Origin of the sequence: Candidatus Tisiphia endosymbiont of Hybos culiciformis (assembly GCF_964030975.1) — a bacterium.
In the GTDB taxonomy this organism is placed as follows: Bacteria; Pseudomonadota; Alphaproteobacteria; order Rickettsiales; family Rickettsiaceae; genus Tisiphia.
On record NZ_CAXIQH010000001.1, the window covers coordinates 123,731 to 148,185 of the forward strand.

The window sequence follows — 24,455 nt, forward strand, 5'->3', positions numbered from 1 at the left end:
AGATTAAGTTAGGTGATATGTCTCTTTAAATGTAAAGATTTATAGGTAATGCTATAATCTTGTTTATTTTCCACTGGCATAAAATATATTTTTATGCTAGAAGTTTGAAACTGTTGTATCGATCTACTCAAAACTTACTTATGTATGAAATTATGTTTATTCTATACAAATCATTGTAAGTAGTTAGAGTTTGAATATTTTACTAAATTTAATTTATGTTATGAGGTTCTAATTATGGATGAAAATATTGCACAAAATATTGTCGATCAGGATACTATCGAACAAGATGTTATTGAAATCGTTGCTAACACATTAAAAGTAAAAAAAGATTTAATTACTCCTGAATCTAGATTTGTTGAGGATCTTAAAGCAGATAGTTTAGATATAGTTGAATTAATGATGGCAATAGAAGCAAAGTATAAATGCGATATACCAGATGAAGATGCTAGTAAAATTTTAACAGTTGGGGTTCTGATACAATACGTAAGACAACATAAAAAAAATTAATCATAAGTTATAGTTATGTCAACTAGAAGAGTCGTTATAACAGGTATCGGACTAATCACCCCTCTGGGAGTGGGCGTGAAGCCTTCTTGGAATGGTATTATAGAGGGACGTAGTGGTATTAAGACAATTACTAGGTTTGATACTTCCAACCTTGCTTGTAAAATAGCTGGTATTGTGGAGCATTCAACTGATAATGGCTTTAACCCGGAGAAATTTATTGACCCTCGTAATGTACATAAGATGGATTTATTCATCCAATATGGTGTTGCAGCAGCTACCGAGGCAATCGAGGATAGTGGATGGCAAGTAAAAGATGAATTATCCGGAGATAGGACAGGTTTAATACTCGGTTCAGGAATCGGTGGACTTAAGATGATCGAAGAGACATCAGTAAAGTTTCATAAAGAAAATAGTGGCAAAGTTAGCCCATTTTTTATCCCTGCCTCATTAATTAATCTCCTTTCAGGTCACGTTTCCATTAAATACGGATTTACTGGACCAAATCAAGCAGTAGCAACAGCCTGTTCTACTGGAGCTCATGCCATAGGAGATGCTATGCGTATGATTCAATATGGTAATGTGGATGTTATGATTGCTGGTGGAGCCGAAGCACCGGTTACTCCGGTTGGAGTGGCGGGATTCGTTGCTGCAAGGGCGTTATCTACTAAATATAATTCTACCCCTGAAACTGCATCAAGACCTTGGGATCAGGATCATGACGGATTCATAATGGGAGAAGGAGCAGGCGTTGTAGTACTTGAAGAATATGAGCATGCTCTTAGCAGAAACGCTAAGATTTACGCTGAAATTGTCGGGTATGGTTCTACTGGAGATGCTTATCATATGACTTCACCTCATCCTGATGGAAGAGGTGCTTATAGAGCTATGTTTTATGCTCTTAAAGATGCAAAAATTGATGCAAGTCTTATTGATTATATCAATGCTCACGGTACTTCTACCCAAGTTGGTGATGCTGTTGAGTTACTAGCTGTCCAAAAATTATTTTTGGATGCCAACCCAAATGTTCTTATGTCATCAACGAAATCATCTATCGGTCATTTGCTCGGAGCAACTGGTAGCGTGGAGTTAATATATTCAATTCTTGCAATGCGGGATCAAGTTGCCCCACCAACTCTAAATTTACATAAACCGATACCGGAAGCAAAAATAGATTTAGTGCCTTTAGAAGCTAGAAAGACAAAAATTAATTACGTACTTTCTAACTCATTTGGCTTTGGTGGAACTAATGCTAGTTTAATTGTTAAGAAAATATAATAGACAGAGTAATGACCATCGGGTTAGATATAAATGATTTGGCGATGGTTTAATAAACATTATTCAGTATCCTAGTATAAGTCAAAAAAGCTCTCGGGATTTTTAGGAGAAATGAAGCATGCTACCTTCGCGTACATAGACCACAACTGTCGAAAGTTAGAAGAAGCGGTTTTAGATAGTACACTTTAAAAATCGTGTATGGTCAACGTCATTGCGAGAAGACCGTAGGTCGGCGAAGCAATTGTAAGTTGTCATTTCTGCACTCCTTGTCATTCCCGCGTAGGCGGGAATCTAGATCCCTGCCTACGCAGGGATGACACAAAATAGGATTGCTTCGTCGGCTCATGCCTCCTCGCAATGACGCCAGTTATTTTTCCGTAACTTTTAAACTACCATGATAACCTCTAAACCCCTTCTACCTTCTAACTTTCGACAGTTGTGCTACATATAGTTATGCCTATAGGATTAGGTGATAAAGAACATAACTATTGTAAGTTGTCATTCTTAGCAACGGCGGGAATCTAGATACCTGCTTTCGCAGGTATGACACAAAGTTTGTATCACCTAATTCAATAGGTTTCACTATAGACGTATGTGAGGAGCGGAGGCAAATTTTCGACGACAAAATCACCAACTAGATTGACTTATGCAGGAAGTCTATTGCCTGCACCCTTAAATTTTATAACTTATACTTTGTTATTCTCCCAAAATATGTTATACTCCATGTGTGTTATCATCTTTAGTATAGTGAGTTTGCAAAAGAACTAATAGTTAATTCAATAGGATTTGATGATAAGGGGTTAGGAGTAACTTGCTTAGGCAAATTCAAATAAGCTAACTATAATCTAAGTTTTTATAATGGATAAGGAGTAAGCATGTCAACATCATCTGAATTTAAAGTAGGGGAAAGAATTGTATATCCATCCCATGGAGTTGGAGAGATAGTAAATGTCGAACAGCAAATCATAGCTGGGGCTGATATTAGGGTTTATGTAATATCGTTTCCTCAAGACAAAATGATTCTAAAAGTACCTGTAAATAGAGCCACTATCTCGGGTCTTAGAAAGCTTGTTAGTAAGACTGATCTGACTATAATATATTCAACACTTCAGGGTAAAGCTAAGCAAGGTAATAGGATGTGGAGTAGAAGAGCCCAAGAGTATGAAAGTAAAATAAATTCTGGTAATATAGTAGCTGTAGCAGAAGTGGTACGAGATCTTTACAAGAACGTTGATAGTGATAGGTCTTATAGTGAAAGAACTATTTATGAATCAGCCTTAAATAGGCTTGCTGGGGAACTTGCAATTCTTGAAAATATAAATCCTGATGAGGCAATTAATAAATTAATTGAAGTATTACGGGATAAACTCGCTGCATAAATCAATATCTATACTCTTCTGGTTGAAGAATTGGTTTTGAAATGGCAATGTTTGTCATCCCCGCGTATGCGGGGATCTAGTCTCCCCGTCAAAAGTGCAAAAAATTCAAAAATTAGCACCTTAGCAAAAAATTTTTGTATAAAATTTTAGAGTTTAATTGTTCTGATGTAATTTTTTGATATAAAAAGATGATTTTTAGAAAATTTTTGCATGACGTTTTGTTAACGATTTTGTAATCGTTTGATTAATTTTCTTTATTTGCTAATTTTTATGTAGAAAAATTTGTTTTGAGCAGGTGATTAGCAATACACCGTAAGTTCAATCCTACAGCGGAAATTAACGGATTTATTATATCTCCTATTACTCCTTTTAAGTAATTTCTGCCAACTCTACCATAATGCTTAAGGTGTCCTATTATCGGCTCTATAGCACTTCTTCTCTTGATCATTGCCTTATCATCTGAGGATAGCTTCTTCTTGCAATATGGGCTATACACCTTGTCTTTTTCTTTAAAATTATTCCCCTTATAGCCTAAATCAACAAATGTCCTGGCTATTCCCACTCCTGTTAATTTCTTTACAACCTCTACAGTCTGCGATAATGTATGACCATCATATGGATTGCCATGAAATGATTTGGCCGCTAATACAAAATTACCTCGACCACTTACTGCTATCGAAACCTTGTTACCAAACTCATAGGGTTTGTTTAATTTCCCTTTACCTATGCACTCTACCTCCGGTGCGTGAAAACTATATAATACTTTATTATCCTCCTTATATCGCTCTTTCTCTGCTTTACTCAGTATAGATTGTGCCTGAATCTTTTTAATCTTATTTAGTATTTCTTGCTGCTTTAATGACAAACTTAACTTTGTTTTTGCTATTTCTCGCTGACATATTCTTATTAAACGACCCAGCAATATCTTTAAATGTTGCATTACCTTCTTACGTTTTTTGGCTTTACTATTATCCTTATATTTCCATAATTTTACTATGTCTTTTTTATATTGCTTGGCATATGTCTCATGTAACTTAATGCCTAAAGTATGACATAACTTTACTAGCTCTATTCTTGCCTTATCCATCAAATACACATCATGAGGATACTTAATATTCTTAATTTGTACTGTAGTATCAACGATTATCGATGCTAAGTCTTTTTTTTTAAGCACTCCGACTTTGCAACCAATTCTTGTTAATTCTTTTAATATCTCATTATATCCTTCTTCCCCTAATATAGCACGAAACCTTCGTATACTAGCTTCTGATATCTCAGCATCTTTCTGCAAATATTCCCAACCACAAAAATATTGCCAATATACGTTCTCTCTCAGCTCTTCTTCAGCTGCAGCATCTGACAGGTTATACATCGCTTGCAGCATAGTTACTCCAAGTAATAACCTGTGACATCTGCGATTCCTACCAAATTTCTTGATATTAACATTTGTCAATAACCATTCCTCTAAAACAGTCCAATTTATTAACGATCTTAATTTATATAACTTGTTATTAGGGTTTAATTCTTCGGTCAATTTATAACCAAAAAGCTGTCCTTGTTTTTGGGATTTTATTATATCTTCTATCGGCATAATTCATACAATCCATAAGGTTTCTGCCAATATTATAGCATTTTCTTATGGATTATCTAGATATTTTTACCCGCTAACCATATTATATATTATCCTTCTAGACTTTTGACGGGGAGACTAGTTCCCTTACTGTATGCACAAAGTTTACGACTGTAGCACTAGTTCTAAATTACAACTCTCCCGCTAGTGGTACATTTTCTTCCGTATAATTAATATCTTTTAAGGCATCGTCCCTGTTATAGTGAGCATCCGCAAAACCTGACTTTAGGTTTATAGCTTCATCGTAGGCTATTATCGCCTTGGCATTATTACCTTGGTTTTTTAAGACGATACCCTTTTTAAAGTAAAAACCCGCCTCCTGATTTAAGTTTATAGCCTTATCATAGGCTAATATTGCCTTATTATTACCTTGGTGTTCTAAGATAAGCCCCTTTTGAAAGTATAAATCTGCCTCATTTGGGTTCAAGCTTATAGCCCGCTCAATAGCTGTTATTGCTTCGGCACTATTACCTTTCAGGAATATAGCTCTATCGTAAGCTACTTTCGCCTCTTCATTTTTGCCTTGGTATTTTAAGATAAGCCACTTTTGAAAATAGAAGCCCATATTGTCTGGATTCAAGTTTATAGCTTGATTGATAGCTGTTATTGCATCTGCATTATTACCTTGCATTCTTAAACTAATTGCCTTGTGAGAGTAGAACTCATCATTGTTCGGATTCAAGTTTATAGCTTGATTGTAGGCTTCTATTGCCTTATCATTATTACCTTGATATCTTAAGATATCCCCCTTACAACAGTAGAAATCCGCTTCGTTTGAATTCAAGCTTGTAGCTTTATTGAGGGCTGCCATTGCTTTATAATGCTTACCCTGCATTTCTAAGATAATTCCTTTATAATAGTAGAAATTTGCTTCAGCAGGCTTTAAAATTATAGCTCTCTCGATGGATACTATTGCTGCATAATGGTTACCTTGTTTTCCTAAGACAACACTCTTTTGAAAGTATAAGTCCGCTTTGTACGGATTCAATTTTATAGCTTGATCGTAAATTGTTATTGCCTCTGTATTCTCACCTTGTTTGCTTAAAATAAGCGCCTTTTTATAATAGTGTTCATAGTTCGCATCCAATCTTATACTATTATCAATGATTCTTATTGCTTGCTCGTAGACTGTCATTGCCTGTGGATACTTACCTTGTTTGTTTAGGATATCTGCCTTCTCAACGTAGCAGTCTACATGACTGGCTCTCAAGCTTATAGCCACATTGAGAGCCATTATTGCTTCTGGATATTTAGCTTGTTTTTTTAAAATAAGTGCCTTTTGAAGGTAATAATCTGTATCGTTCGGATACAATCTTATAGCCTTATTGATGGTTGTTATTGCCTCTGGATATTTACCTTGTTTACTTAAGATACCCGCCTTTCTAGTGTAGCAATTTACATCATTCGGATACAAGTTTATAGCATTGTCGATGATTCTTATTGCTTGCTCGTAGACGGTCATTGCCTCTGTCTTACCTTGTTTGCTTAAGATATCTGCCTTTTTAGTGTAGCAATCTATATCGTTCTGTCTCAAGCTTATAGCTTCATTGAGGGCTATTATTGCATCTTCATACTTACCTTGTAGTTCGAAGACAGCTGCTTTAGAAATAGCGTAGGTAACACGCCTGATGTTGTCGTCGGGAGAAGTAACTCTTATAGCTTCATCGTAGGCTTCCAGTGACTCTTCATATCTGCTTTGCAGTGCTAAGCTATATGCCTTATAATTGTAGTAAATTACCTTGTTTGGTTTCAAATTTATAGCTTTATCGTAGATTAGAACCTCCTCTTCATAGTTGTGTAGGAACGCTAAGCTACGTCCCTTGTGAAAGTAAAAATCTGCCTGATACGGATTCAAGCTTATAGCTTTATTGAAGGCTATTATCGCTTCTGCTTGCTTACTTTGCCCTCTTAAAATAGTTCCCTTATGAAAGTAAAAATCTGCATTGCTTGGATTTAAACTTATAGCTTTATTGATGACTACTATTGCTTCTACACGTTTACCTTGTTCTTTTAAGCTAGCTCCCTTATAAAAGTAGAAATACGCATTGTTAGTATCCAAGCTTATAGCTTTATTGTAGGCTTCTATTGCCTCTGCATGCTTATTTTGGTATCCTAAACTATTTCCCTTATAATAGTGGGAATACGGATTGTTAGGATTCAAGCTTATAGCTTTATTGTAAGCTTCTGTTGCTTCTTCATACTTACCTTTGTATCTTAAGCCATCCCCCTTGTAGTAATAGAAATCTGCATTGTTAGGGTACAAGCTTATAGCTTTATCGTAGGCTTCTATTGCCTCTACATGCTTATTTTGATATCTTAAACTATTTCCCTTCTGAAAGTATATATCCGCAACATTGTTAGGATTAAACTTTATAGCTCTATTGTAGGCTATTATCGCCTCTGCATTATTACCTTGGTCTCTTAAGTTAAGCCCCCTTTTAAAGTAAAAATCTGCACTTTCAATATCTACCACTACTCTTTTGGTATGATCGACCAATGTAGAATTTTGGAAAGAAGATGAATTTTGCTGAACCCATGCTATTTTTGGGGCTGTGCTTGTAACATTTGTATCAGCATTGTTGTCTGTTACCGTATCATTCTGAGTATCTGTATTATTTCCAATAGCTGTAGAATCAACAGAGTTCGCAAGTGAGATACCAATTCCCATAATAATCAAAGGTATCATCCAAGAGGGTACATTCAACTTGCTAAAATCCAAATTAGCTAGATTAGCAGGGTTAATAACCTTTACCTTAGGAGGTGAGATATATTTCTTAGGTACATCAAAGTTATTTTTCCGATACTCATTAATCCAAGATACTTTATCATTTCTTTGGGGCATACTATTCTTCTTTAATTTGTTTTGTTATCAGCTCATTAGAGTCAAAGTGTAAATTTCTAAAATAGGTCATTTTTGGACAGACTCGACTCTTAACTTATAGTGAAACTTATTGAATTAGGTGATACAAACTTTGTGTCATACCTGCGAAAGCAGGTATCTAGATTCCCGCCTTCGCGGGAATGACAACTTACAATCGTTATGTTCTTTATCACCTAATCCTATGAGCATAACTATAATATTTCTTCAGAAAATTCAGGATAATTACCAAGCATAGCCGTATTATTACTAGACTCATCCACATATTGAATATCCGAGTTATCTTGCCTAAATAGAACTTTTACCATCTTCGATGCTTGCTCTAAACAGTTAAGTTCTTTCTGTGTATCTCCAAGTTTGGAATAATATAAAGCTAGCTTATTCCAACAAAAGATAATATTCGGATGAACTTTACCTTTATAGAGACGTGCCATCAATTCTAAACTTCTAGTGTAATATTCTATACCCTGCTCATATTGATTTTTACCCCTATAAACATTACATAGGCTATTTAGCGAAGCAACAACATCTGGATTAGGTTCGTTATAGATGAGTTCCATTATCTTCAAACTGTTAGCAGGATACTCTATAGTCAATTCATGTTGCCCCTTATACCAATAAACGTGCCATAGGTTATGTAACGAAGCAGCAATATCTGGATGAGATGCTTCGTAGGTGAGTTCCATAATCTTCAAAGCTTTAGTATAATACCTTGTAACTTGATCATCGCACTCTGTATGGTTATGCACTATCCCTAGATTATTCAGAGAATCTTCAACAGCTGTCTGCATCATCTCTAGGGCTATAGTGTAATATTTTACAGGCTGCTCATGTTGTGCTTTAGTATTATAAATATTCCATAGATTATTGAAAGAGCCAACAACATATGGATGGAACTCGTCTTTATAGAGCTGTTGTCTCATATTAACACTTTTAGCAATATACTCTATGGCTTCATCATATTGTCCTTTATGCTTATAAACTACAGCTAGGTTATTTAGTAAAGTAGCAATATCTGGGTGAGATATTTCATATAATCGTTTCAAAATTTTTAGGCTTTCAGTATAGCAATATATAGCATGACCATAATTTCCTTTGAGTTCATATATTACAGCTAGGTTATTTAGTGAAACTGCAATATCTGGATGAGGTTCATTTTGATAAAGGAGCTGTTTCATATTACAACTTTTAGTGAAACACTCTATAGCCTTATCATGCTGCCCTTTATGAATATAAACTAAGCCTAAGATACTTAGCGAATATGCAATATCTGGATGAAGTTTGCCTTTATTGAGATATTGCATTATATCAAAACTTTTAGTAAGATACTCTACCGCCTTATCAAGTTGACCTTTACGGCTATAAACTACACCTAGGTTACCTAGAGAATAAGCAACATCTTTATTAGGCTCACCTTTGTTGATAAGTTCTTTTAGCTTTAAACTATCCTCAAGATACTTAATAGCTTGTTCATATTGTCCTTTAGTATGATATGCTAGTCCTATATTATTTAAACACATGGCAACAACGAAATGAATCTCCGTTTTGTAGACACATTTAGAAACAGACAAACAATACTGAAATTGCTCAATAGCTTTATCTCCATTACCAAAGTTGCTATATATAATGCCTAACATCAATCTTACTTGCAAATTATCTCGATTATCTGGATTAGCTAAGGTTATCTCGAAATTGTTCCGTGCATCTTTATATTGAGCTAATCTATAATGGATAAGTCCTTTATTTATGGAATCATCTGTATAAAACTTATTGCCCCGAAAAAAGGTTTGCTTGTCTTCATTACTTAATATTTGATATTGTTCACAAAAATTTTTCAGTTTTTCATGCAGCGGCAGTGCGGTATAAAAATATTGGAACAATCTACCTTGTTCTCCTAAATCTTCCTTAGATAAATGAAACATCTGTATAGTTTGTGGTTCGAGTTCAGATTCAGTTTCAGCTGGTTTAGTAAATATCGACATATCTTCTGTTTGTGCTTTATGGTGCAGATAGGTCTTTAATCTGAGGGTAGTTGCAAAAGTTATTGCATTTTTTAAGTTTATTGTCGCCTCTGAAGTGATTATTCCTTGATTCTCTAATTTATCGATTATATCCCAAGCACTATCTCCTTCAATACCATAATATAGACCAAGATTGTATACCATACGATCAGGTAATCGGTATATCTCTTGCTTAACGTCAAATAATTTACCTGCATCACCAAATAAGTTAGGTTGTAATTCGTCTAGGTTACCTTTTGTAGGTTTTAGATTTGGTGTGTGTTTAAGGTAGTTAATTTCTACCGCCCCCTCTTTTAGTAGCTTAATGGCTCTTATTTCGCAGTTTAATCTACCTTGTAGATCGTCTTCATTTTTACTGTGCAAAAACTCTATAACTTTCTCTTGATAGCTCTTAAAAAGTTGCTCATCACCATGCACATAGCAAACCTTCTCTAGTATATGTGGTAAGTTCTTATCTATATGACTGGTTTTTTCTCCTTTATTACGCACATAATACAGCATCCCATCTATTGTTTTTATTAACTCATATGGTTTATCATTTTCTATTCTGCCAAGTGGTGTTTTCCCTCCAAGATCAAAGTTAACTGCTCTATGTACTATGTGACTCATATCTAAACCATACTTACTGGTGGGAATTATTGTTTCCCCTAGATTGATCATCTTAAAGTTTACCAAGTGGCTTAGGTTCTTAAAATATGCCCGTATCTTTGGATCGTCATTTTGTTTGTAATCTTCATTCTCCGTAAGAATTGCAAATTCCAAATCTGAATATGGCGTCATTTGCTTTAATGCCATCGAACCAAGCCCTATCACTGCATATTTACAAGGTGGTGATATAGTTAGTTCTTTTTCACTATCACTATATAATTGAGCCAAAAACTTTTGCATTATATTAGCAGTGTCTTCAAACAACTCTCTTGCAGTCTTTACGTATAATTCTTGATATTTTTGTTTCTCTTCTTGGTTATCAGCATTTACCTGTTGTCGATAATTTTTTTCTATCATTTCCATATCTAGATCAGCTCTGAGTCGCAACTTGGATAATGGAAGTTTATTGCTCGTAGCTTCCTCTCTAACAACCGGCATTTTATTTTTGTCTCCACCAATTGCTGAGAATATCAACTCTTGTATGTCAGTTAATTGCTTATATGGATATACCATTTCTTGTTTGGTAAATTCATTTTTATTCTGAACACTTAGCTTCTCGTCTAGTATAGCAATGACATATTGGTAGAATACTGCAGCATCTGTGTAATATTTAAGCTCTTCACTTAATTCTCCTAACTTTGTGGTTAAATATCCTATATCTTTCAATATTATTGCTAAATCCTTTAGCTCTTCTTGAGTCTTCTTATAAGCTAGTTGCTGAATTAAAGGTTTATAGTGGGCTGCCTCTATTTCTCTTAGTTGAGTAATTTTACCTGTGTCACTTATCTCTTTTGAACTGTATACTTGCAGCAAAACTGCATAACTCTATTAAATTTTTTTGGTATAGCACTTAACATATAGGTTCATACATTATTTTAAACGTTCTACAACTTGCCTCAAATACAGAAATACCTTTATCTAATAATTTTCTAATGTTATTTTTTATCGGAAACCAATGATGTTCAATAGGATTTAAATCAGGGGAATAAGGTGGTAAAAATTTTAGTTTGCAGCCAGCTTTTTCAATTAATTCTTTAGCCCTTTTGGATTTATGAAAGCTTGCATTATCAGCAATGACAACCTGTCCAGGCTTTAGCTCCGGCACAAGGCAATTTTCTATATAAGCTTCAAATACCTTACTATCACAGCTCCCAGTAAAGACTAGTGATGCGATTAAACTATTCTGATTTAACGCACCAATAAAACTTGTTCTTTCACTACGTTTTCCCGATTTACTCCCATTACAACGACTTCCTTTCATTGACCATCCATATTCATATGATTCATTATCATTTATGCCCGCTTCATCAAGATAAACACGTCTCTCTATCGGCACTTTTTCTAATTCACTGAGAAAATCTTGTCGCTTTCCTTCATCTCTTTCTTTATACGCATATGTCTTTTTTTTCGAGTAATGTTGAGTTTCTTTAAAGCTCGGCTGATAGTCATTATACTTGCAACATTATCTAATTCTTTTGCTATTTCTGTAAGCGTTAACGAGTTACCCTTTTCTACTAAATGACGCAACTCCGATAAATCAGGGATTTTATGACCATATCCTTTCTGGTATCCCTCCTTTGACTTTATATCTCCAGTTTGTTTCTTTAATCTAATCCAATCATAGATTATTGACCGACTAATTTTAAAGGTTTCGCATGTAAGTGCTACTTTCTTATATTTCTCATAATGTTCTATAACTCTAGAACGTAAATCGTAACTGTAGGGGGATGCCATATTTCTATTATATAATTTTTTTATTATTTATCATTATAACTTATTTGAATCCATATGTTAAGTGCTATAGTATGAATTTATTTTATAAATTTGGGTTCCTACTATGCAAGTATCACCGATTAATAAAAAAACTAGTTGAAAAACTATCAGTTATACTATAACATTTCAATTATTAAACGTAATGAATGAATCAAAATGAAAAAGCCAAAAGTAGCGACCTTAAGTGCTGAGGAACGAGAAGAACTAATCCAGCATATTAAGGCAAATTCATTAACAGGAGATGATCAGCAAGCGGTGATAGAACTTGTGAAATTTTGTAACGAACTAATAGACAAGCTAGCATCATCAAACATCAGTATAAATAAGCTTAAGGAGATGATGATTGGTTTTAAGGCAGATAACATAAAAAAGATAGTTCAGATTCATTAAAAGAACCACCGAGTGAATCTGATAATAAGAATGGTGGTAATGAAGAAGAGTACGATGAGTCCAAGAAGAGAGATCGCAGTAATTGGCAAGGTAAATATGGATTTGATGATTATCAGGATGCGAATACCAGCTATTTATCTCCTGAGAATTTTTGTAGTGGTGATAGCTGTCCTCACTGTGATAATGGTAAACTCTATAATAGTGAAGCTAGAAAATTGCTACAATTTACAGGTAATGCTCCAATTACAGTCAACAGATATGTAAAGAAAACGTTACGCTGTAATGCTTGCGATTATACAGTTATGAACAATAAGAATATCAACAAATGGACAAATAGTAGCAAAAGTGCAATAGTGTTACAAAAGACCTACGGTACTCCCTTCTATCGTTTATCTAGGTTGCAAAGTTTAAGCGGGGTTCCTGTATCATATAGCACTCTGTGGCAACAATATTTAGATGTTTGGCAAGAAGATGGTGGAGCTGAAATTTACAGGGTATTATTAGAAATGGCTGCCGAATGTAGTTCACTGAACCTTGATGATACTAGAGCTAGAATTTTAGAAATTACTGTAGCCAATAAAAAATTACGAGCTCAAAATAAGAAAGGACGCAGCTGTTATACCACTACTATATGTGCTAAGACTGCCAATAATGAGGTGATAGTTTTATATTTTACCGGTAATAAGCATGGCGGGGAGAATATTGGTAACATACTAAAGAATCGTAAGAATAGAACTGATTCTATTCATTTAATGACTGATGCAAGTAACAATAATAACCCGGTATTATCAGAAGCAGATAAAGAATTACTGGCAATAATAGTGATGATCAATTGTTTGTCACATGGGCAGAGAAAATTTACAGAGAATGAACCATATTACCCTGAAGAATGCGGATATTTTCTCAAACAGACTGCTGGGATTTACCATAATGAACATCAATGTAAAGAGATGAGCCTTGAGGAGAAGCTGAAGTACCATCAGGAACATAGCAGTAAATATATAGAAAATATATATAACAAAATAGATGAATTATTTAACGACAAGAAAGTTGAGCCTAATAGTAGGTTTGGGCAAGCTATGAAATATTGGTTAAATAATAAAGAAGGTTTGACGCAATTTTTGAAAATTCCAGTTAGCAGTCTTGATAATAATTGGGCTGAGAGGTCACTACGTACCATTATTTTACAAAGGAAGAATTCATTATTCTTTAAAACAATCAATAGTGCTGAGATACATAGTGGTCTGTATAGTATAGTAAAGACTTGTAGTGAGAATGAAATCAATGCCTTTAAATATTTAAATTGGCTGCAAGAGCAGAGTAGCAAAGCAAAGAAGCATCCTGAGGATTATACGCCTTTTGCCTATGCAAGATATATAAATAATACGGAATTAATCGAGACGGCAGCTTAAATGACAGGAAGCCAATCATTGGAGAGTTTGGCAGAACTAGGATCGCCATTATGAATAAGAATGTGTAAGGTTCTATAACAAATCTGATAAGATGAATTATCAGATGGGGAAAGTTTTGCCGTAAATTTACCTTTGGATAGGCGTTTAGAGCATAACCAAAAGCCTTGACCGTCAAAGGACAAAATTTTAATGGCAGTTCTGTTTTTATTATAGAATAAAAACAAGGAACCATTAAGAGGGTTGGAAGAAAGTTTTTGTCTGCAAACAGCTATTAAACCATCGATACCCTTACGAAAGTCGATGGCAATAGTGGCAACAAAAATAACTGACTGAGGGGTTAGTTGCAGCATAGAAATGTTTGAATTATGGTTTTTAGCTCTAGTGTTTGAATAATAAGCTTGGTACCATTTGGCTTAATAATGTGGCAAGTGTAGTAATTTTGTTTGGGAGTAGCCACAGGATCAGTATCTATAGAATTTACTAGTTGAAATGGGAGAAAATTAATATCGTGTTGTAGAACTTTATTTGAAGTTGAGGTAGGAGAAGTTTTGAGGGAAGGTTGATGGGCTTGTTGAATTGAACTAATTATTGTTTTATTAATATTGAGATGTTTGGCTATATCTTTGCAAGAATAGTGATGGAGTAGCTGGCGAACTAATTCCTTTAGATGGTTTGGTATGGGATCAAACTTGTTAGTTTTAGTTTGACGCCAGGCTTTAAATTGCTGAGCTACTTGCTCAACAGTAATTGATGGTATTTGCATAGTAGGAACCCAAATGTATAAAATAAATTTTATACTAACAAAAAAATTAGATAGAGTTATGCAGTTTTGCTGCAAGTATACTTTGAACTTACTATCTGTTCTACTTTCTCTTTTATTTTTGTTAGAGTTATTGTTATATCTGTAACATCTTGCATGGGATAAGATGAATTATCTAGCCTAGCCCCTTCCAGCTTAACTCGTTTTCTTGATGGCTGATAATCCGCGTTCTCTCCTCCAAGGCTATCCTGCAGAAGAGGCTGTTGTGATAAGTTTAATCGCTTAGAATTCTTAAACATTTTATAGCCATATTTTAGTTAGAAATATAATATGCTTATAATGGAATCTTTATAACTAAGTGTATCACAACTTGTTATATTAACCTAGATTCGATGTAACATATTGTTCCAAATTAGATTCTTATATCCATAAATATAGCAAATTTTTATGCTCCACTAATAGCAATTATCATTATTTTGAGATTGTTTATTTTTTCCTCCCTCAGTACATTAGACCCACAACTGTCGAAAGTTAGAAGGTAGAGCGAGTTTAGAAGTAATTATGGCAGTTTAAAAGTTGCCAAAAAATAACCAGCGTCATGTATGGAGGCATAAGCCGACGAAGCAATCCATTTTTGGTTACTTTTATGGATTAGACCTTCTTCGAACCTCGCTTGTGCTGAGGGATTTGAAGGAGGCACTTCGCCTCGAACCGCAGCGTACTCTAATGCGAGTGAGGAGCAGAGTACCGGTATCACGTACAAATCACCAGCAGAAGCAGAGTTTCGAAGGAGGTCTATTGCTATTTCCCACACCTTTTTAAAGACTTATCCTTATCCCGAATTGAGGGTTATATTGCCGTCTACTATTTATAGTCAAACCTATAGAATTAGGTGAAATTATATGATATAAAAAAGAGGAAATATCAAAAGTCCATATAGTGAAGAGGAAAATGTCAACAAGTCCATATAGTGAAGATTTAAGAAAAAAAGTAATAAATTATGTAGCAAGAGATAACAGTCAAAGAAGTGCTGCCAAGATATTTGATATACATAAAAATACAATTAGCCGTTGGAATGTAAGGAAGAGAAAGGAAGGAACGATATTGGCGAAAGCTAGATTAGGCTTTAAAAGTAAAGTTGATAAGCAAAAATTAGCAGATTTTGTAGAAAATAATTCAAATATGAGGTTACAAGATATTGGTAAAGAGTTTGGGATTGCTAGGTCCCAAACTGGTAGGATATTAAAAGAGTTAGGATTTAGTTATAAAAAAAACCTTTAGCTATATGGAAGCGAGTGCAGAGAAACGAACTGAATATTTAGAAGAGATCAGTAAATATGCTAAAGAACAAATAGTACATATTGATGAAAGTGGTATAGATATGAGTATTTGCCAGGATAAAGGTTGGGGGAAAACAGGAGAAATACTGATTGGAAAGAAGAGTGGGAAGCAGTATCAAAGAACTAATATATAGTTATGCTCATAGGATTAGGTGATAAAGAACATAACGATTGTAAGTTGTCATTCCCGCGAAGGCGGGAATCTAGATACCTGCTTTCGCAAGGTTAACACAAAGTTTGTATCACCTAATTCAATAGGTTTCACTATAGTAGCTGGTTTGGTAAACAATCAATCGATAGCCCCTTTTGTTTTTAATGGAACTTGCAATACAGAGTTATTTAATAATTGGGTTGAGAAGTTTTTAATTAAAGAGTTATAGCACTTAACATATAGGTTCATACATTATTTTAAACGTTCTACAACTTGCCTCAAATACAGAAATACCTTTATCTAATAATTTTCTAATGTTATTTTTTATCGGAAACCAATGATGTTCAATAGGATTTAAATCAGGGGAATAAGGTGGTAAAAATTTTAGTTTGCAGCCAGCTTTTTCAATTAATTCTTTAGCCCTTTTGGATTTATGAAAGCTTGCATTATCAGCAATGACAACCTGTCCAGGCTTTAGCTCCGGCACAAGGCAATTTTCTATATAAGCTTCAAATACCTTACTATCACAGCTCCCAGTAAAGACTAGTGATGCGATTAAACTATTCTGATTTAACGCACCAATAAAACTTGTTCTTTCACTACGTTTTCCCGATTTACTCCCATTACAACGACTTCCTTTCATTGACCATCCATATTCATATGATTCATTATCATTTATGCCCGCTTCATCAAGATAAACACGTCTCTCTATCGGCACTTTTTCTAATTCACTGAGAAAATCTTGTCGCTTTCCTTCATCTCTTTCTTTATACGCATATGTCTTTTTTTTCGAGTAATGTTGAGTTTCTTTAAAGCTCGGCTGATAGTCATTATACTTGCAACATTATCTAATTCTTTTGCTATTTCTGTAAGCGTTAACGAGTTACCCTTTTCTACTAAATGACGCAACTCCGATAAATCAGGGATTTTATGACCATATCCTTTCTGGTATCCCTCCTTTGACTTTATATCTCCAGTTTGTTTCTTTAATCTAATCCAATCATAGATTATTGACCGACTAATTTTAAAGGTTTCGCATGTAAGTGCTACTTTCTTATATTTCTCATAATGTTCTATAACTCTAGAACGTAAATCGTAACTGTAGGGGGATGCCATATTTCTATTATATAATTTTTTTATTATTTATCATTATAACTTATTTGAATCCATATGTTAAGTGCTATAAAAGCAGGACAGGTTGTAGTTATGGATAATGCTAGTTTCCATAAATCAAAGAAGACAAAGGAATTAATAGAATCAGTTGGCTGCAAACTTATCTTTTTACCTCCATATTCACCAGACTTAAATCCCATAGAGAAGTTTTGGGCAAATATGAAACGATGGATTAAAAATAAGGTAACAGAAACTAGCAAATTATTTGAAATTATTGCTATGTTCTTTGTCACCTAATTCTATAGGTTTTACTATATAACAAAATAGACGAATTATTTAACGACAAGAAAGTTGAGCCTAATAGTAGGCTTGGACAAGCTATGAAATATTGGTTAAATAATAAAGAAGGTTTGACGCAATTTTTGAAAATTCCAGTTAGCAGTCTTGATAATAATTGGGCTGAGAGGTCACTACGTACCATTATTTTACAAAGGAAGAATTCATTATTCTTTAAAACAATCAATAGTGCTGAGATACATAGTGGTCTGTATAGTATAGTAAAGACTTGTAGTGAGAATGAAATCAATGCCTTTAAATATTTAAATTGGCTGCAAGAGCAGAGTAGCAAAGCAAAGAAGCATCCTACGAATTATACGCCTTTTGCCTATGCAAGATATATAAATAATACGGAATTAATCGAGACGGCAGCTTAAATGACAGGAAGCCAATCATTAGAGAGTTTGGCAGAACTAGGATCACCATTATGAATAAGAATGTGTAAGGTTCTATAACAAATCTGATAAGATGAATTATCAGATGGGGAAAGTTTTGCCGTAAATTTACCTTTGGATAGGCGTTTAGAACATAGCCAAAATCCTTGACCATCAAAGGACAAAATTTTAATGGCAGTTCTGTTTTTATTATAGAATAAAAACAAGGAGCCATTAAGAGGGTCAGAAGAAAGTTTTTGTCTGCAAACAGCTATTAAACCATCGATACCCTTGCGAAAGTCGATGGCAATAGTGGCAACAAAAATAACTGACTGAGGGGTTAGTTGCAGCATAGAAATGTTTGAATTATGGTTTTTAGCTCTAGTGTTTGAATAATAAGCTTGGTACCATTTGGTTTAATAATGTGGCAAGTGTAGTAATTTTGTTTGGGAGTAGCCACAGGATCAGTATCTATAGAATTTACTAGTTGAAATGGAAGGAAATTAATATCTTGTTGCAGTTCTTTATTTGAAGTTGAGGTAGGAGAAGTTTTGAGGGAAGGTTGATGGACTTGTTGAATTGAACTAATTATTGTTTTATTAATATTGAGATGTTTGGCTATATCTTTGCAAGAATAGTGATGGAGTAGCTGGCGAACTAATTCCTTTAGATGGTTTGGTATGGGATCAAACTTGTTAGTTTTAGTTTGACGCCAGACTTTAAATTGCTGAGCTACTTGCTCAACAGTAATTGATGGTATTTGCATAGTAGGAACCCAAATGTATAAAATAAATTTTATACTAACAAAAAAATTAGATAGAGTTATGCAGTTTTGCTGCAAGTATACATAAAACTTGTTCTTTCACTACGTTTTCCCGATTTACTCCCATTACAACGACTTCCTTTCATTGACCATCCATATTCATATGATTCATTATCATCTATGCCAGCTTCATCAAGATAAACACGTCTCTCTATCGGCACTTTTTCTAATTCACTGAGAAAATCTTGTCGCTTTTCTTCATCTCTTTCTTTATAAGCATATGTCTTTTTTTTCGAGTAATATTGAGTTTCTTTAAAGCTCGGCTGATAGTCATTATACTTGCAACATTATCTAATTCTTTTGCTATTTCTGTAAGCGTTAACGAGTTACCCTTTTCTACTAAATGACGCAACTCCGATAAATCAGGGATTTTATGACCATATCCTTTCTGGTATCCCTCCTTTGACTTTATATCTCCAGTTTGTTTCTTTAATCTAATCCAATCATAGATTATTGACCGACTAATTTTAAAGGTTTCGCATGTAAGTGCTACTTTCTTATATTTCTCATAATGTTCTATAACTCTAGAACGTAAATCGTAACTGTAGGGGGATGCCATATTTCTATTATATAATTTTTTTATTATTTATCATTATAACTTATTTGAATCCATATGTTAAGTGCTATAACAGGCTCTGTCCTGTGATTAGACTATAAAAATCTTGGAAATCCATAAAATTTTGAACAAAATAAGGTAACAATCTTATGGATTCTGGTGTGATTTTTGACCACAAACATGTATCACCTCTTATCTCTACAGCCTTTTAGCTGGTAGAGCAACTAATAAAAACTGCGGAAGCCGAGAGAATAACGTACCAGTTCTCGAACAAGTAAAAAATTCATACAATAATTGCTCGGTAAAGTAGGTGAAATTATATTTTACTTGTTTTTTGTTTGGGTATCTTGACTAGTCTGTTGCTTTGACTGTTCTTGTTTCAAAAGTTTGTTTTTTTCTTCTATTGAATTAAGAAAAAAATAAGTAAACGTTAAGAAACCGATTAAAAGCGGTATGACAACAAATATAATTGCCTTTAGTTTTCTAGACGATTCCTCACGATCCAAGCGTGCTTCCATTTCTTCTTCTGTTTCAATTGGTAATTCATTAACAGTAACGCCCGTATCTAAAGCTTTTTCTTCCATAGTTTGCGACCTTATATTTGAGTAACAAAACTTACACATCGAGCCTATCATAGTTATCATACCATTACAAGTATTAATAAAATGATAGTTTACCATTGTATGAAGAAATTATTAATTTATCAAAACAATAGTATTAATTTAAGTTAATTTGAGTAACTATTTTACAACAGAAAACACTTGTAACAAAATTCTATGGGTTGACACATCAAGTATGTTGATAATTGCATTTGGCAGCAAACCTAAGTAAATTATTGCTATACATAATGGCATAATTGCAACTATCTCATAGAGATATAGATCTTTAAAGCTTGCAACCTGATCATTAGTAATTTGTCCTAGCATTACTTCTTTGTAAAGTTTTAGCATATAAACAGCTCCAAGAATAATACCAACAGCACTTATCATAGCTATCACTACATTAGCTTGATAAATACCTATTAAACTTAAGAATTCTCCTATAAAACCGCTAGTACCTGGTAAACCTATAGAACCAAGCATAGCAATCATGAAAAAAGTGGCAAGTATTGGCATTTTATTTGCCACACCACCATATTGATCTATCTCTTTAGTATGCAATCTGTCGTATAAACTACCAACTATCAGAAACAAAGCAGATGCTACCACACCATGGCTAATCATTTGATATATTGCACCCTTAATCCCCACTTCTGTCAAACTAAAAATTCCACCAGTAACATAGCCCATATGAGCTATCGATGAATAAGCTATCATCTTTTTCATGTCTCTTTGAGCTAGTGCCACTAGTGAACCATATATTACAGCAAATATACTCAGCACTAATACATAAAATGCAAATTCTTTTGATATATTTGGAAACATTGGTAATGATATACGTAAAAAACCATATGCTCCAAGTTTTAATAATATACCAGCCAAAATGACAGACCCAGCAGTTGGGGCTTGTACGTGTGCATCAGGAAGCCAAGTGTGGAATGGTATCATAGGAACTTTTACCGCCAAAGCTATAAAGATTGCCAACCATAAAACTTTCTGTACCGATAATGCTAACGAAGGTAATAATTCGTTCAACTCAAGCATATTAAAACTATGAACTTGGCTATAAATATATATGAGTGACAATAAGAAAAATACCGACCCAAAAAAAGTATAGAGGAAGAATTTTACGGAAGCATAAACTCTGTTTTCACCACCCCAAATTCCTATAATTATATACATCGGGATTAATATTACTTCAAAAAATAAGTAAAATAATAGTAAATTCATTGAAGAAAAAGCCCCAATGCAAAAAGATTCAATTAATAAAAAACAAAACAAGAATTCTTTGATATATTTTTTGATGGTAAATAGGCTAGCTATAATACAAATAAGGGTTAGGAAGCTGGTCAGAACAACAAAAAATATCGAGATTCCATCAACTCCGATGTGAAACTCAAGACCTATAGATTGAATCCAACTATAACGTTCTACAAATTGGTAAAGTTTTGATGTACTATCAAATTGAACTAATAAATAAATAGTAGATATTAGTGTCAATATCGAGCTTAAAACTGCAACATATATCGCATAAATTTGTTTATTAACCGACCTACTTTGTTTAATAAACAGTAGGATATATAATGCACTTAGTAAAGGCAAGAAAATGCTTATTGATAAGATAGGTAACTCTGACATTCTAAACTCTAGGTTCTTATATCTTAAAAAAGTGTTATAAGTAGTTATAAGAGGGTGACTTGATAGGTTCTTGACTGTGAAATAGTCGTACACAGAATAAGCACCCTCTTATAAGGTTTGCTTTGAACAAATTGCAGAAGGTGCTGGAAGCAGCAGCCTTGTACAATAAGACGAAGGAGATTATATCATGAGTAAAATAATAGGTCTAGATGTAAGTAAAAAATGATTAGATATATGTTTATATGAGTCTAACAATAAACCGATATATAATCGTTTTTCCAATGATGAAGATTTGGTATTAATGCTTAGCAATGAAAAGAAGAGGCTACATCATAGTATTGATGGTATTGATAAAATTTAATAATCCAGCATTTTTCTTTTAAAAAATAGCTGTTATTAATATATACTCAAATGATTTACAATATAAACTAGTAGAAATATATGGACAATAATGACAGCTCCCCTGGTCAAGTAAATTTCGGCTTTTCAAAAGTGTCCTTTGAACAGAAAAGAGATTTGGTTAGAAATATTTTCTCTAGCGTTGCTAATGAATATGATGTAATGAATGACTTAATGAGCTTAGGAATACATCGTTTATGGAAAAATGAATTTGTTAGACAGATCCCCAATTTAAAATCAAATATATTGGATGTGGCAAGTGGTACAGGTGACATAGCTTTTAGGCTAATAAAGCGAGCTAAGGAGCAGAATATATTAGCCCAAGTTACTTTGTGTGATATAAATTTAGATATGCTAACGGTGGCACGTAATAAAGCTATTGATAGTAATATATTACAAGGATTAGAGTATGTTGTTGCTGATGCAGAAAAATTACCTTTTCCTGATAATAGTTTCGATTATTATACTATAGCATTTGGTATTAGAAATGTGTCAAAAATTGACAATGTGCTAAAAGAAGCTTATCGTGTATTAAAGCCCAAGGGTAAATTTCTATGTTTAGAATTCTCTAAAATGGAATATGAAGGTCTGAAGCAATTATACCAGTTTTATTCGTTTAATATTATTCCTAAGATTGGTAAAATGGTGGCAAATAATGAATCAGCTTATCAATATTTGGTAGAAAGTATCAGTTTATTCCCAGATCAGGAGAATTTTGCAATTATGTTAAAGGATGCTGGATTTAATGATGTTAGCTATAAGAATCTTAACTTAGGGGTTGCTGCTATTCACAGTGGTTATAGATGATTAGCTTATTATTGAATTTTTTGCATATATTGAGAGTGGTAAGCAAGCAGCAAATTTTGACTTATCCAGGTACCGTAAAATTACCATCTAGGTTAAAAATTCTTGGCTGGATGGTAACTATAGTATTTTATCCAATTGGTTTATTTAAGCCACCAAAAGATGATTTTGGTATGAGATTAACCGATTGTTTTAAGAAGCTAGGTCCTGTTTATATAAAATTTGGGCAAAATCTTTCCACCAGACCAGATCTTATAGGAACCAAGATTACTAACTACTTGCAATCTTTACAGGATAAGCTGCCACCTTTTAGTAGTAGCATAGCACGACAGATTATAGAGGAGTCTTTTGAAAAAAGTGTCGATGAGCTATTTTCTAACTTTGAGGATATACCAGTTGCAGCGGCTTCAATTTCTCAAGTACACAGAGCTAGGTTGAAATCAGGGGAATTTGTTGCAGTAAAAATATTGCGTCCTAAAATTCATCATACCTATAATAAGGACATTAAACTTTTATATATTCTGGCTAGGCTAGTAGCGAGAATATTCACAAAATTAAAAAGATTACGATTAGTAGCAGTAATGGACGTATTTAATGCTAGTATGAAGTTTGAGCTTGATCTACGTTTAGAAGCAGCTGCTGCCTCAGAACTGTTCGACAATTTTCAAAATGATGTTAATATATATATTCCTAAAGTTTATTGGCAATTGACCCATGAATATATAATAACCACAGAATGGGTAGATGGAATATCAATTTATGCTCAAGATAAACTTATAGAACAGGGATTAGAACCAGCTAAAATAGCTCAAAAACTTGCTATAATGTTTTTTAATCAAGTATATAGAGATGGTTTTTTTCATGCAGATTTGCACCCTGGCAATATTTTAGTCAGATCAGATGGTAGTATAGTATTACTAGATTTTGGTATTATGGGTAGATTATCTGATAAAGATAGAATGGCAATTGCTGAGAGCCTATTTGGTTTTCTAAGTAAAAACTATAAGTTAGTAGCACTTGTACATCTTAGGGCTGGTTATATACATCAAAATACCGATCTTGACCTTTTCGCTCAAGCATGTAGAGCAGTGAGTGAACCGATTATAGGATATGCTATTAAAAATATTTCTATAGGCAAGTTACTTGCCCAATTATTTAAAATTACCGAAGATTTTGGCATGGAGGTGCAACCACAATTGCTATTATTACAGAAAACTATAGTAGTAGTTGAAGGGGTAGGACAGCAGCTCGATCCAGAAATTAACATGTGGCAGCTTATAGAACCATGGATCAAGAAATGGGCAGCGAAAAATCTTAGCCCAGAGGCAAAGGTTCTTAGGGTTTTAAAGCATTTAGTTACTCACCTTACGCATGGCATTTAAAAGCCATAGGGAAAACATCCTAGCGTCATTGCGAGGAGCTACTTTAGAGCGATGAAGCAATCCTGTTTTGTGTCATCCCTGTTTAAATTTAATGTCATCCCTGCGAAAGCAGGGATCTTATAGTGAAACCTATTGAATTAGGTGATACAAACTTTGTGTCATACCTGCGAAAGCAGGTATCTAGATTCCCGCCGTTGCTAAGAATGACAACTTACAATAGTTATGTTCTTTATCACCTAATCCTATAGGCATAACTATAGATTCCCG

The 24,455-nt window shown here is 33.9% G+C and carries 31 protein-coding genes; 15 read left to right on the forward strand and 16 right to left on the reverse strand.

Going from position 1 to position 24,455, the window contains the following annotated elements; translation table 11 throughout:
* Positions 1–234: 234 nt before the first annotated feature.
* The 3 genes from acpP (at position 235) to ACQH2P_RS00700 (ending at position 2,099) form a co-directional block, all read left to right on the forward strand.
* Positions 235–507 (forward strand): acyl carrier protein, encoded by a 273-nt coding sequence (gene acpP, locus ACQH2P_RS00690; RefSeq protein WP_425362611.1) that lies wholly within the window; start codon positions 235–237, stop codon positions 505–507.
* Between the two features lie 15 nt (positions 508–522).
* Positions 523–1,782 (forward strand): beta-ketoacyl-ACP synthase II, encoded by a 1,260-nt coding sequence (gene fabF, locus ACQH2P_RS00695; RefSeq protein WP_425362612.1) that lies wholly within the window; start codon positions 523–525, stop codon positions 1,780–1,782.
* A gap of 194 nt (positions 1,783–1,976) precedes the next feature.
* On the forward strand, positions 1,977–2,099 hold the full coding sequence (locus ACQH2P_RS00700; RefSeq protein WP_425362613.1) for a hypothetical protein: 123 nt from the start codon (positions 1,977–1,979) through the stop codon (positions 2,097–2,099).
* 140 nt (positions 2,100–2,239) lie between these two features.
* On the opposite strand, the gene ACQH2P_RS00705 is transcribed toward ACQH2P_RS00700, so the two are convergent.
* Positions 2,240–2,365 (reverse strand): hypothetical protein, encoded by a 126-nt coding sequence (locus ACQH2P_RS00705; RefSeq protein WP_425362614.1) that lies wholly within the window; start codon positions 2,363–2,365, stop codon positions 2,240–2,242.
* 292 nt (positions 2,366–2,657) lie between these two features.
* Here ACQH2P_RS00705 and ACQH2P_RS00710 point away from each other — a divergent pair, with 292 nt between their 5' ends.
* Positions 2,658–3,161, forward strand: a complete 504-nt coding sequence (locus tag ACQH2P_RS00710; protein ID WP_425362615.1) for a CarD family transcriptional regulator — start codon at positions 2,658–2,660, stop codon at positions 3,159–3,161.
* A 268-nt stretch (positions 3,162–3,429) separates the two neighbouring features.
* Here ACQH2P_RS00710 and ACQH2P_RS00715 read toward each other — a convergent pair whose 3' ends face one another.
* The 5 genes from ACQH2P_RS00715 to ACQH2P_RS00735 form a co-directional block, all read right to left on the reverse strand.
* Positions 3,430–4,752, reverse strand: a complete 1,323-nt coding sequence (locus ACQH2P_RS00715; protein WP_425362593.1) for an IS5 family transposase — start codon at positions 4,750–4,752, stop codon at positions 3,430–3,432.
* Positions 4,753–4,921: 169 nt separating this feature from the next.
* Positions 4,922–7,633, reverse strand: a complete 2,712-nt coding sequence (locus ACQH2P_RS00720; RefSeq protein WP_425362616.1) for a tetratricopeptide repeat protein — start codon at positions 7,631–7,633, stop codon at positions 4,922–4,924.
* Between the two features lie 89 nt (positions 7,634–7,722).
* A complete protein-coding gene (locus ACQH2P_RS00725) occupies positions 7,723–7,845 on the reverse strand; it encodes a hypothetical protein (protein WP_425362617.1) in 123 nt (40 codons plus the stop codon).
* 18 nt (positions 7,846–7,863) lie between these two features.
* Positions 7,864–11,151 carry a tetratricopeptide repeat protein gene (locus ACQH2P_RS00730; protein ID WP_425362618.1) on the reverse strand — a complete coding sequence of 1,096 codons (3,288 nt, stop codon included), beginning with the start codon at positions 11,149–11,151 and terminating at the stop codon, positions 7,864–7,866.
* A gap of 37 nt (positions 11,152–11,188) precedes the next feature.
* A protein-coding gene (locus ACQH2P_RS00735) for an IS630 family transposase (protein ID WP_425362619.1) occupies positions 11,189–12,072 on the reverse strand; the annotation gives its coding sequence in 2 pieces (ribosomal slippage) (positions 11,189–11,749 and positions 11,752–12,072; 882 coding nt in all).
* Positions 12,073–12,267: 195 nt separating this feature from the next.
* Between ACQH2P_RS00735 and ACQH2P_RS00740 the strand changes: the two genes are divergently transcribed.
* The 3 genes from ACQH2P_RS00740 to ACQH2P_RS00750 are packed head-to-tail and all read left to right on the forward strand — an operon-like array spanning position 12,268 to position 13,913.
* Positions 12,268–12,501, forward strand: a complete 234-nt coding sequence (locus tag ACQH2P_RS00740) for a hypothetical protein (protein WP_425362620.1) — start codon at positions 12,268–12,270, stop codon at positions 12,499–12,501.
* Positions 12,502–12,531: 30 nt separating this feature from the next.
* Positions 12,532–12,765, forward strand: a complete 234-nt coding sequence (locus ACQH2P_RS00745; RefSeq protein ID WP_425362621.1) for a hypothetical protein — start codon at positions 12,532–12,534, stop codon at positions 12,763–12,765.
* Between the two features lie 38 nt (positions 12,766–12,803).
* Positions 12,804–13,913, forward strand: a complete 1,110-nt coding sequence (locus ACQH2P_RS00750; RefSeq protein ID WP_425362622.1) for an IS66 family transposase — start codon at positions 12,804–12,806, stop codon at positions 13,911–13,913.
* Here the strand turns inward: ACQH2P_RS00750 and tnpB (ACQH2P_RS00755) are convergent.
* The 3 genes from tnpB (ACQH2P_RS00755) to ACQH2P_RS00765 are packed head-to-tail and all read right to left on the reverse strand — an operon-like array spanning position 13,910 to position 14,972.
* Positions 13,910–14,263 carry an IS66 family insertion sequence element accessory protein TnpB gene (gene tnpB / locus ACQH2P_RS00755; protein WP_425362591.1) on the reverse strand — a complete coding sequence of 118 codons (354 nt, stop codon included), beginning with the start codon at positions 14,261–14,263 and terminating at the stop codon, positions 13,910–13,912. The two genes, ACQH2P_RS00750 and tnpB (ACQH2P_RS00755), sit on opposite strands and share 4 nt — an antisense overlap.
* Positions 14,251–14,676, reverse strand: coding sequence for a hypothetical protein (locus tag ACQH2P_RS00760; RefSeq protein WP_425362592.1), 426 nt, complete (start codon positions 14,674–14,676; stop codon positions 14,251–14,253). The genes tnpB (ACQH2P_RS00755) and ACQH2P_RS00760 overlap by 13 nt, the downstream gene beginning before the upstream one ends.
* A gap of 56 nt (positions 14,677–14,732) precedes the next feature.
* Entirely contained in the window at positions 14,733–14,972 is a 240-nt protein-coding gene (locus ACQH2P_RS00765) for a hypothetical protein (protein WP_425362623.1), read from the reverse strand.
* Between the two features lie 652 nt (positions 14,973–15,624).
* Between ACQH2P_RS00765 and ACQH2P_RS00770 the strand changes: the two genes are divergently transcribed.
* The 3 genes from ACQH2P_RS00770 to ACQH2P_RS00780 are packed head-to-tail and all read left to right on the forward strand — an operon-like array spanning position 15,625 to position 16,393.
* Positions 15,625–15,954: a helix-turn-helix domain-containing protein gene (locus ACQH2P_RS00770; protein WP_425362624.1), complete on the forward strand. Its 330-nt coding sequence runs from the start codon at positions 15,625–15,627 to the stop codon at positions 15,952–15,954.
* A 4-nt stretch (positions 15,955–15,958) separates the two neighbouring features.
* Positions 15,959–16,147: a hypothetical protein gene (locus ACQH2P_RS00775; RefSeq protein ID WP_425362625.1), complete on the forward strand. Its 189-nt coding sequence runs from the start codon at positions 15,959–15,961 to the stop codon at positions 16,145–16,147.
* An 18-nt stretch (positions 16,148–16,165) separates the two neighbouring features.
* Positions 16,166–16,393: a hypothetical protein gene (locus tag ACQH2P_RS00780; RefSeq protein ID WP_425362626.1), complete on the forward strand. Its 228-nt coding sequence runs from the start codon at positions 16,166–16,168 to the stop codon at positions 16,391–16,393.
* A 3-nt stretch (positions 16,394–16,396) separates the two neighbouring features.
* Here ACQH2P_RS00780 and ACQH2P_RS00785 read toward each other — a convergent pair.
* A protein-coding gene (locus tag ACQH2P_RS00785; RefSeq protein WP_425362619.1) for an IS630 family transposase occupies positions 16,397–17,280 on the reverse strand; the annotation gives its coding sequence in 2 pieces (ribosomal slippage) (positions 16,397–16,957 and positions 16,960–17,280; 882 coding nt in all).
* Between the two features lie 54 nt (positions 17,281–17,334).
* On the opposite strand from ACQH2P_RS00785, the gene ACQH2P_RS00790 reads away from it, so the two are divergent.
* A complete protein-coding gene (locus ACQH2P_RS00790) occupies positions 17,335–17,574 on the forward strand; it encodes a transposase (protein WP_425362627.1) in 240 nt (79 codons plus the stop codon).
* Between the two features lie 26 nt (positions 17,575–17,600).
* Positions 17,601–17,990, forward strand: coding sequence for an IS66 family transposase (locus ACQH2P_RS00795; protein WP_425364071.1), 390 nt, complete (start codon positions 17,601–17,603; stop codon positions 17,988–17,990).
* On the opposite strand, the gene tnpB (ACQH2P_RS00800) is transcribed toward ACQH2P_RS00795, so the two are convergent.
* The 6 genes from tnpB (ACQH2P_RS00800) to ACQH2P_RS00825 form a co-directional block, all read right to left on the reverse strand.
* Entirely contained in the window at positions 17,987–18,340 is a 354-nt protein-coding gene (tnpB, locus tag ACQH2P_RS00800) for an IS66 family insertion sequence element accessory protein TnpB (RefSeq protein WP_425362628.1), read from the reverse strand. The genes ACQH2P_RS00795 and tnpB (ACQH2P_RS00800) overlap by 4 nt on opposite strands.
* A complete protein-coding gene (locus tag ACQH2P_RS00805) occupies positions 18,328–18,753 on the reverse strand; it encodes a hypothetical protein (protein ID WP_425362629.1) in 426 nt (141 codons plus the stop codon). Before ACQH2P_RS00805 ends, tnpB (ACQH2P_RS00800) begins: the two co-directional genes overlap by 13 nt.
* A 56-nt stretch (positions 18,754–18,809) precedes the next feature.
* A complete protein-coding gene (locus tag ACQH2P_RS00810; RefSeq protein ID WP_425362630.1) occupies positions 18,810–18,971 on the reverse strand; it encodes a hypothetical protein in 162 nt (53 codons plus the stop codon).
* Positions 18,972–18,976: 5 nt separating this feature from the next.
* Positions 18,977–19,369, reverse strand: a complete 393-nt coding sequence (locus ACQH2P_RS00815) for a helix-turn-helix domain-containing protein (protein ID WP_425362631.1) — start codon at positions 19,367–19,369, stop codon at positions 18,977–18,979.
* 320 nt (positions 19,370–19,689) lie between these two features.
* Positions 19,690–19,950, reverse strand: coding sequence for an RC1041 family protein (locus ACQH2P_RS00820; RefSeq protein ID WP_425362632.1), 261 nt, complete (start codon positions 19,948–19,950; stop codon positions 19,690–19,692).
* Between the two features lie 156 nt (positions 19,951–20,106).
* Positions 20,107–21,603, reverse strand: a complete 1,497-nt coding sequence (locus ACQH2P_RS00825) for an NADH-quinone oxidoreductase subunit M (protein ID WP_425362633.1) — start codon at positions 21,601–21,603, stop codon at positions 20,107–20,109.
* Between the two features lie 441 nt (positions 21,604–22,044).
* Here ACQH2P_RS00825 and ubiE point away from each other — a divergent pair, with 441 nt between their 5' ends.
* The 3 genes from ubiE to ACQH2P_RS00840 all read left to right on the forward strand — a co-directional run bounded on the left by ubiE (position 22,045) and on the right by ACQH2P_RS00840 (position 24,436).
* The gene (ubiE, locus tag ACQH2P_RS00830; RefSeq protein ID WP_425362634.1) at positions 22,045–22,809 is read left to right on the forward strand and encodes a bifunctional demethylmenaquinone methyltransferase/2-methoxy-6-polyprenyl-1,4-benzoquinol methylase UbiE; all 765 of its coding nucleotides are present in this window, start codon (positions 22,045–22,047) and stop codon (positions 22,807–22,809) included.
* Positions 22,806–24,188 carry a 2-polyprenylphenol 6-hydroxylase gene (gene ubiB / locus ACQH2P_RS00835; RefSeq protein ID WP_425362635.1) on the forward strand — a complete coding sequence of 461 codons (1,383 nt, stop codon included), beginning with the start codon at positions 22,806–22,808 and terminating at the stop codon, positions 24,186–24,188. Before ubiE ends, ubiB begins: the two co-directional genes overlap by 4 nt.
* A 122-nt stretch (positions 24,189–24,310) precedes the next feature.
* On the forward strand, positions 24,311–24,436 hold the full coding sequence (locus ACQH2P_RS00840) for a hypothetical protein (RefSeq protein ID WP_425362614.1): 126 nt from the start codon (positions 24,311–24,313) through the stop codon (positions 24,434–24,436).
* Positions 24,437–24,455: the final 19 nt, after the last annotated feature.

Coding starts and splice junctions, on each gene's coding strand:
- acpP (WP_425362611.1), top strand. CDS start 235: ATGGATGAAAATATTGCACAAAATATTGTCGATCAGGATACTATCGAA.
- fabF (WP_425362612.1), top strand. CDS start 523: ATGTCAACTAGAAGAGTCGTTATAACAGGTATCGGACTAATCACCCCT.
- ACQH2P_RS00710 (WP_425362615.1), top strand. CDS start 2,658: ATGTCAACATCATCTGAATTTAAAGTAGGGGAAAGAATTGTATATCCA.
- ACQH2P_RS00715 (WP_425362593.1), bottom strand. CDS start 4,752: ATGCCGATAGAAGATATAATAAAATCCCAAAAACAAGGACAGCTTTTT.
- ACQH2P_RS00720 (WP_425362616.1), bottom strand. CDS start 7,633: ATGCCCCAAAGAAATGATAAAGTATCTTGGATTAATGAGTATCGGAAA.
- ACQH2P_RS00740 (WP_425362620.1), top strand. CDS start 12,268: ATGAAAAAGCCAAAAGTAGCGACCTTAAGTGCTGAGGAACGAGAAGAA.
- ACQH2P_RS00745 (WP_425362621.1), top strand. CDS start 12,532: ATGGTGGTAATGAAGAAGAGTACGATGAGTCCAAGAAGAGAGATCGCA.
- ACQH2P_RS00750 (WP_425362622.1), top strand. CDS start 12,804: ATGAACAATAAGAATATCAACAAATGGACAAATAGTAGCAAAAGTGCA.
- tnpB (WP_425362591.1), bottom strand. CDS start 14,263: ATGCTGCAACTAACCCCTCAGTCAGTTATTTTTGTTGCCACTATTGCC.
- ACQH2P_RS00760 (WP_425362592.1), bottom strand. CDS start 14,676: ATGCAAATACCATCAATTACTGTTGAGCAAGTAGCTCAGCAATTTAAA.
- ACQH2P_RS00765 (WP_425362623.1), bottom strand. CDS start 14,972: ATGTTTAAGAATTCTAAGCGATTAAACTTATCACAACAGCCTCTTCTG.
- ACQH2P_RS00770 (WP_425362624.1), top strand. CDS start 15,625: ATGTCAACAAGTCCATATAGTGAAGATTTAAGAAAAAAAGTAATAAAT.
- ACQH2P_RS00775 (WP_425362625.1), top strand. CDS start 15,959: ATGGAAGCGAGTGCAGAGAAACGAACTGAATATTTAGAAGAGATCAGT.
- ACQH2P_RS00790 (WP_425362627.1), top strand. CDS start 17,335: ATGTTAAGTGCTATAAAAGCAGGACAGGTTGTAGTTATGGATAATGCT.
- tnpB (WP_425362628.1), bottom strand. CDS start 18,340: ATGCTGCAACTAACCCCTCAGTCAGTTATTTTTGTTGCCACTATTGCC.
- ACQH2P_RS00805 (WP_425362629.1), bottom strand. CDS start 18,753: ATGCAAATACCATCAATTACTGTTGAGCAAGTAGCTCAGCAATTTAAA.
- ACQH2P_RS00815 (WP_425362631.1), bottom strand. CDS start 19,369: ATGGCATCCCCCTACAGTTACGATTTACGTTCTAGAGTTATAGAACAT.
- ACQH2P_RS00820 (WP_425362632.1), bottom strand. CDS start 19,950: ATGGAAGAAAAAGCTTTAGATACGGGCGTTACTGTTAATGAATTACCA.
- ACQH2P_RS00825 (WP_425362633.1), bottom strand. CDS start 21,603: ATGTCAGAGTTACCTATCTTATCAATAAGCATTTTCTTGCCTTTACTA.
- ubiE (WP_425362634.1), top strand. CDS start 22,045: ATGGACAATAATGACAGCTCCCCTGGTCAAGTAAATTTCGGCTTTTCA.
- ubiB (WP_425362635.1), top strand. CDS start 22,806: ATGATTAGCTTATTATTGAATTTTTTGCATATATTGAGAGTGGTAAGC.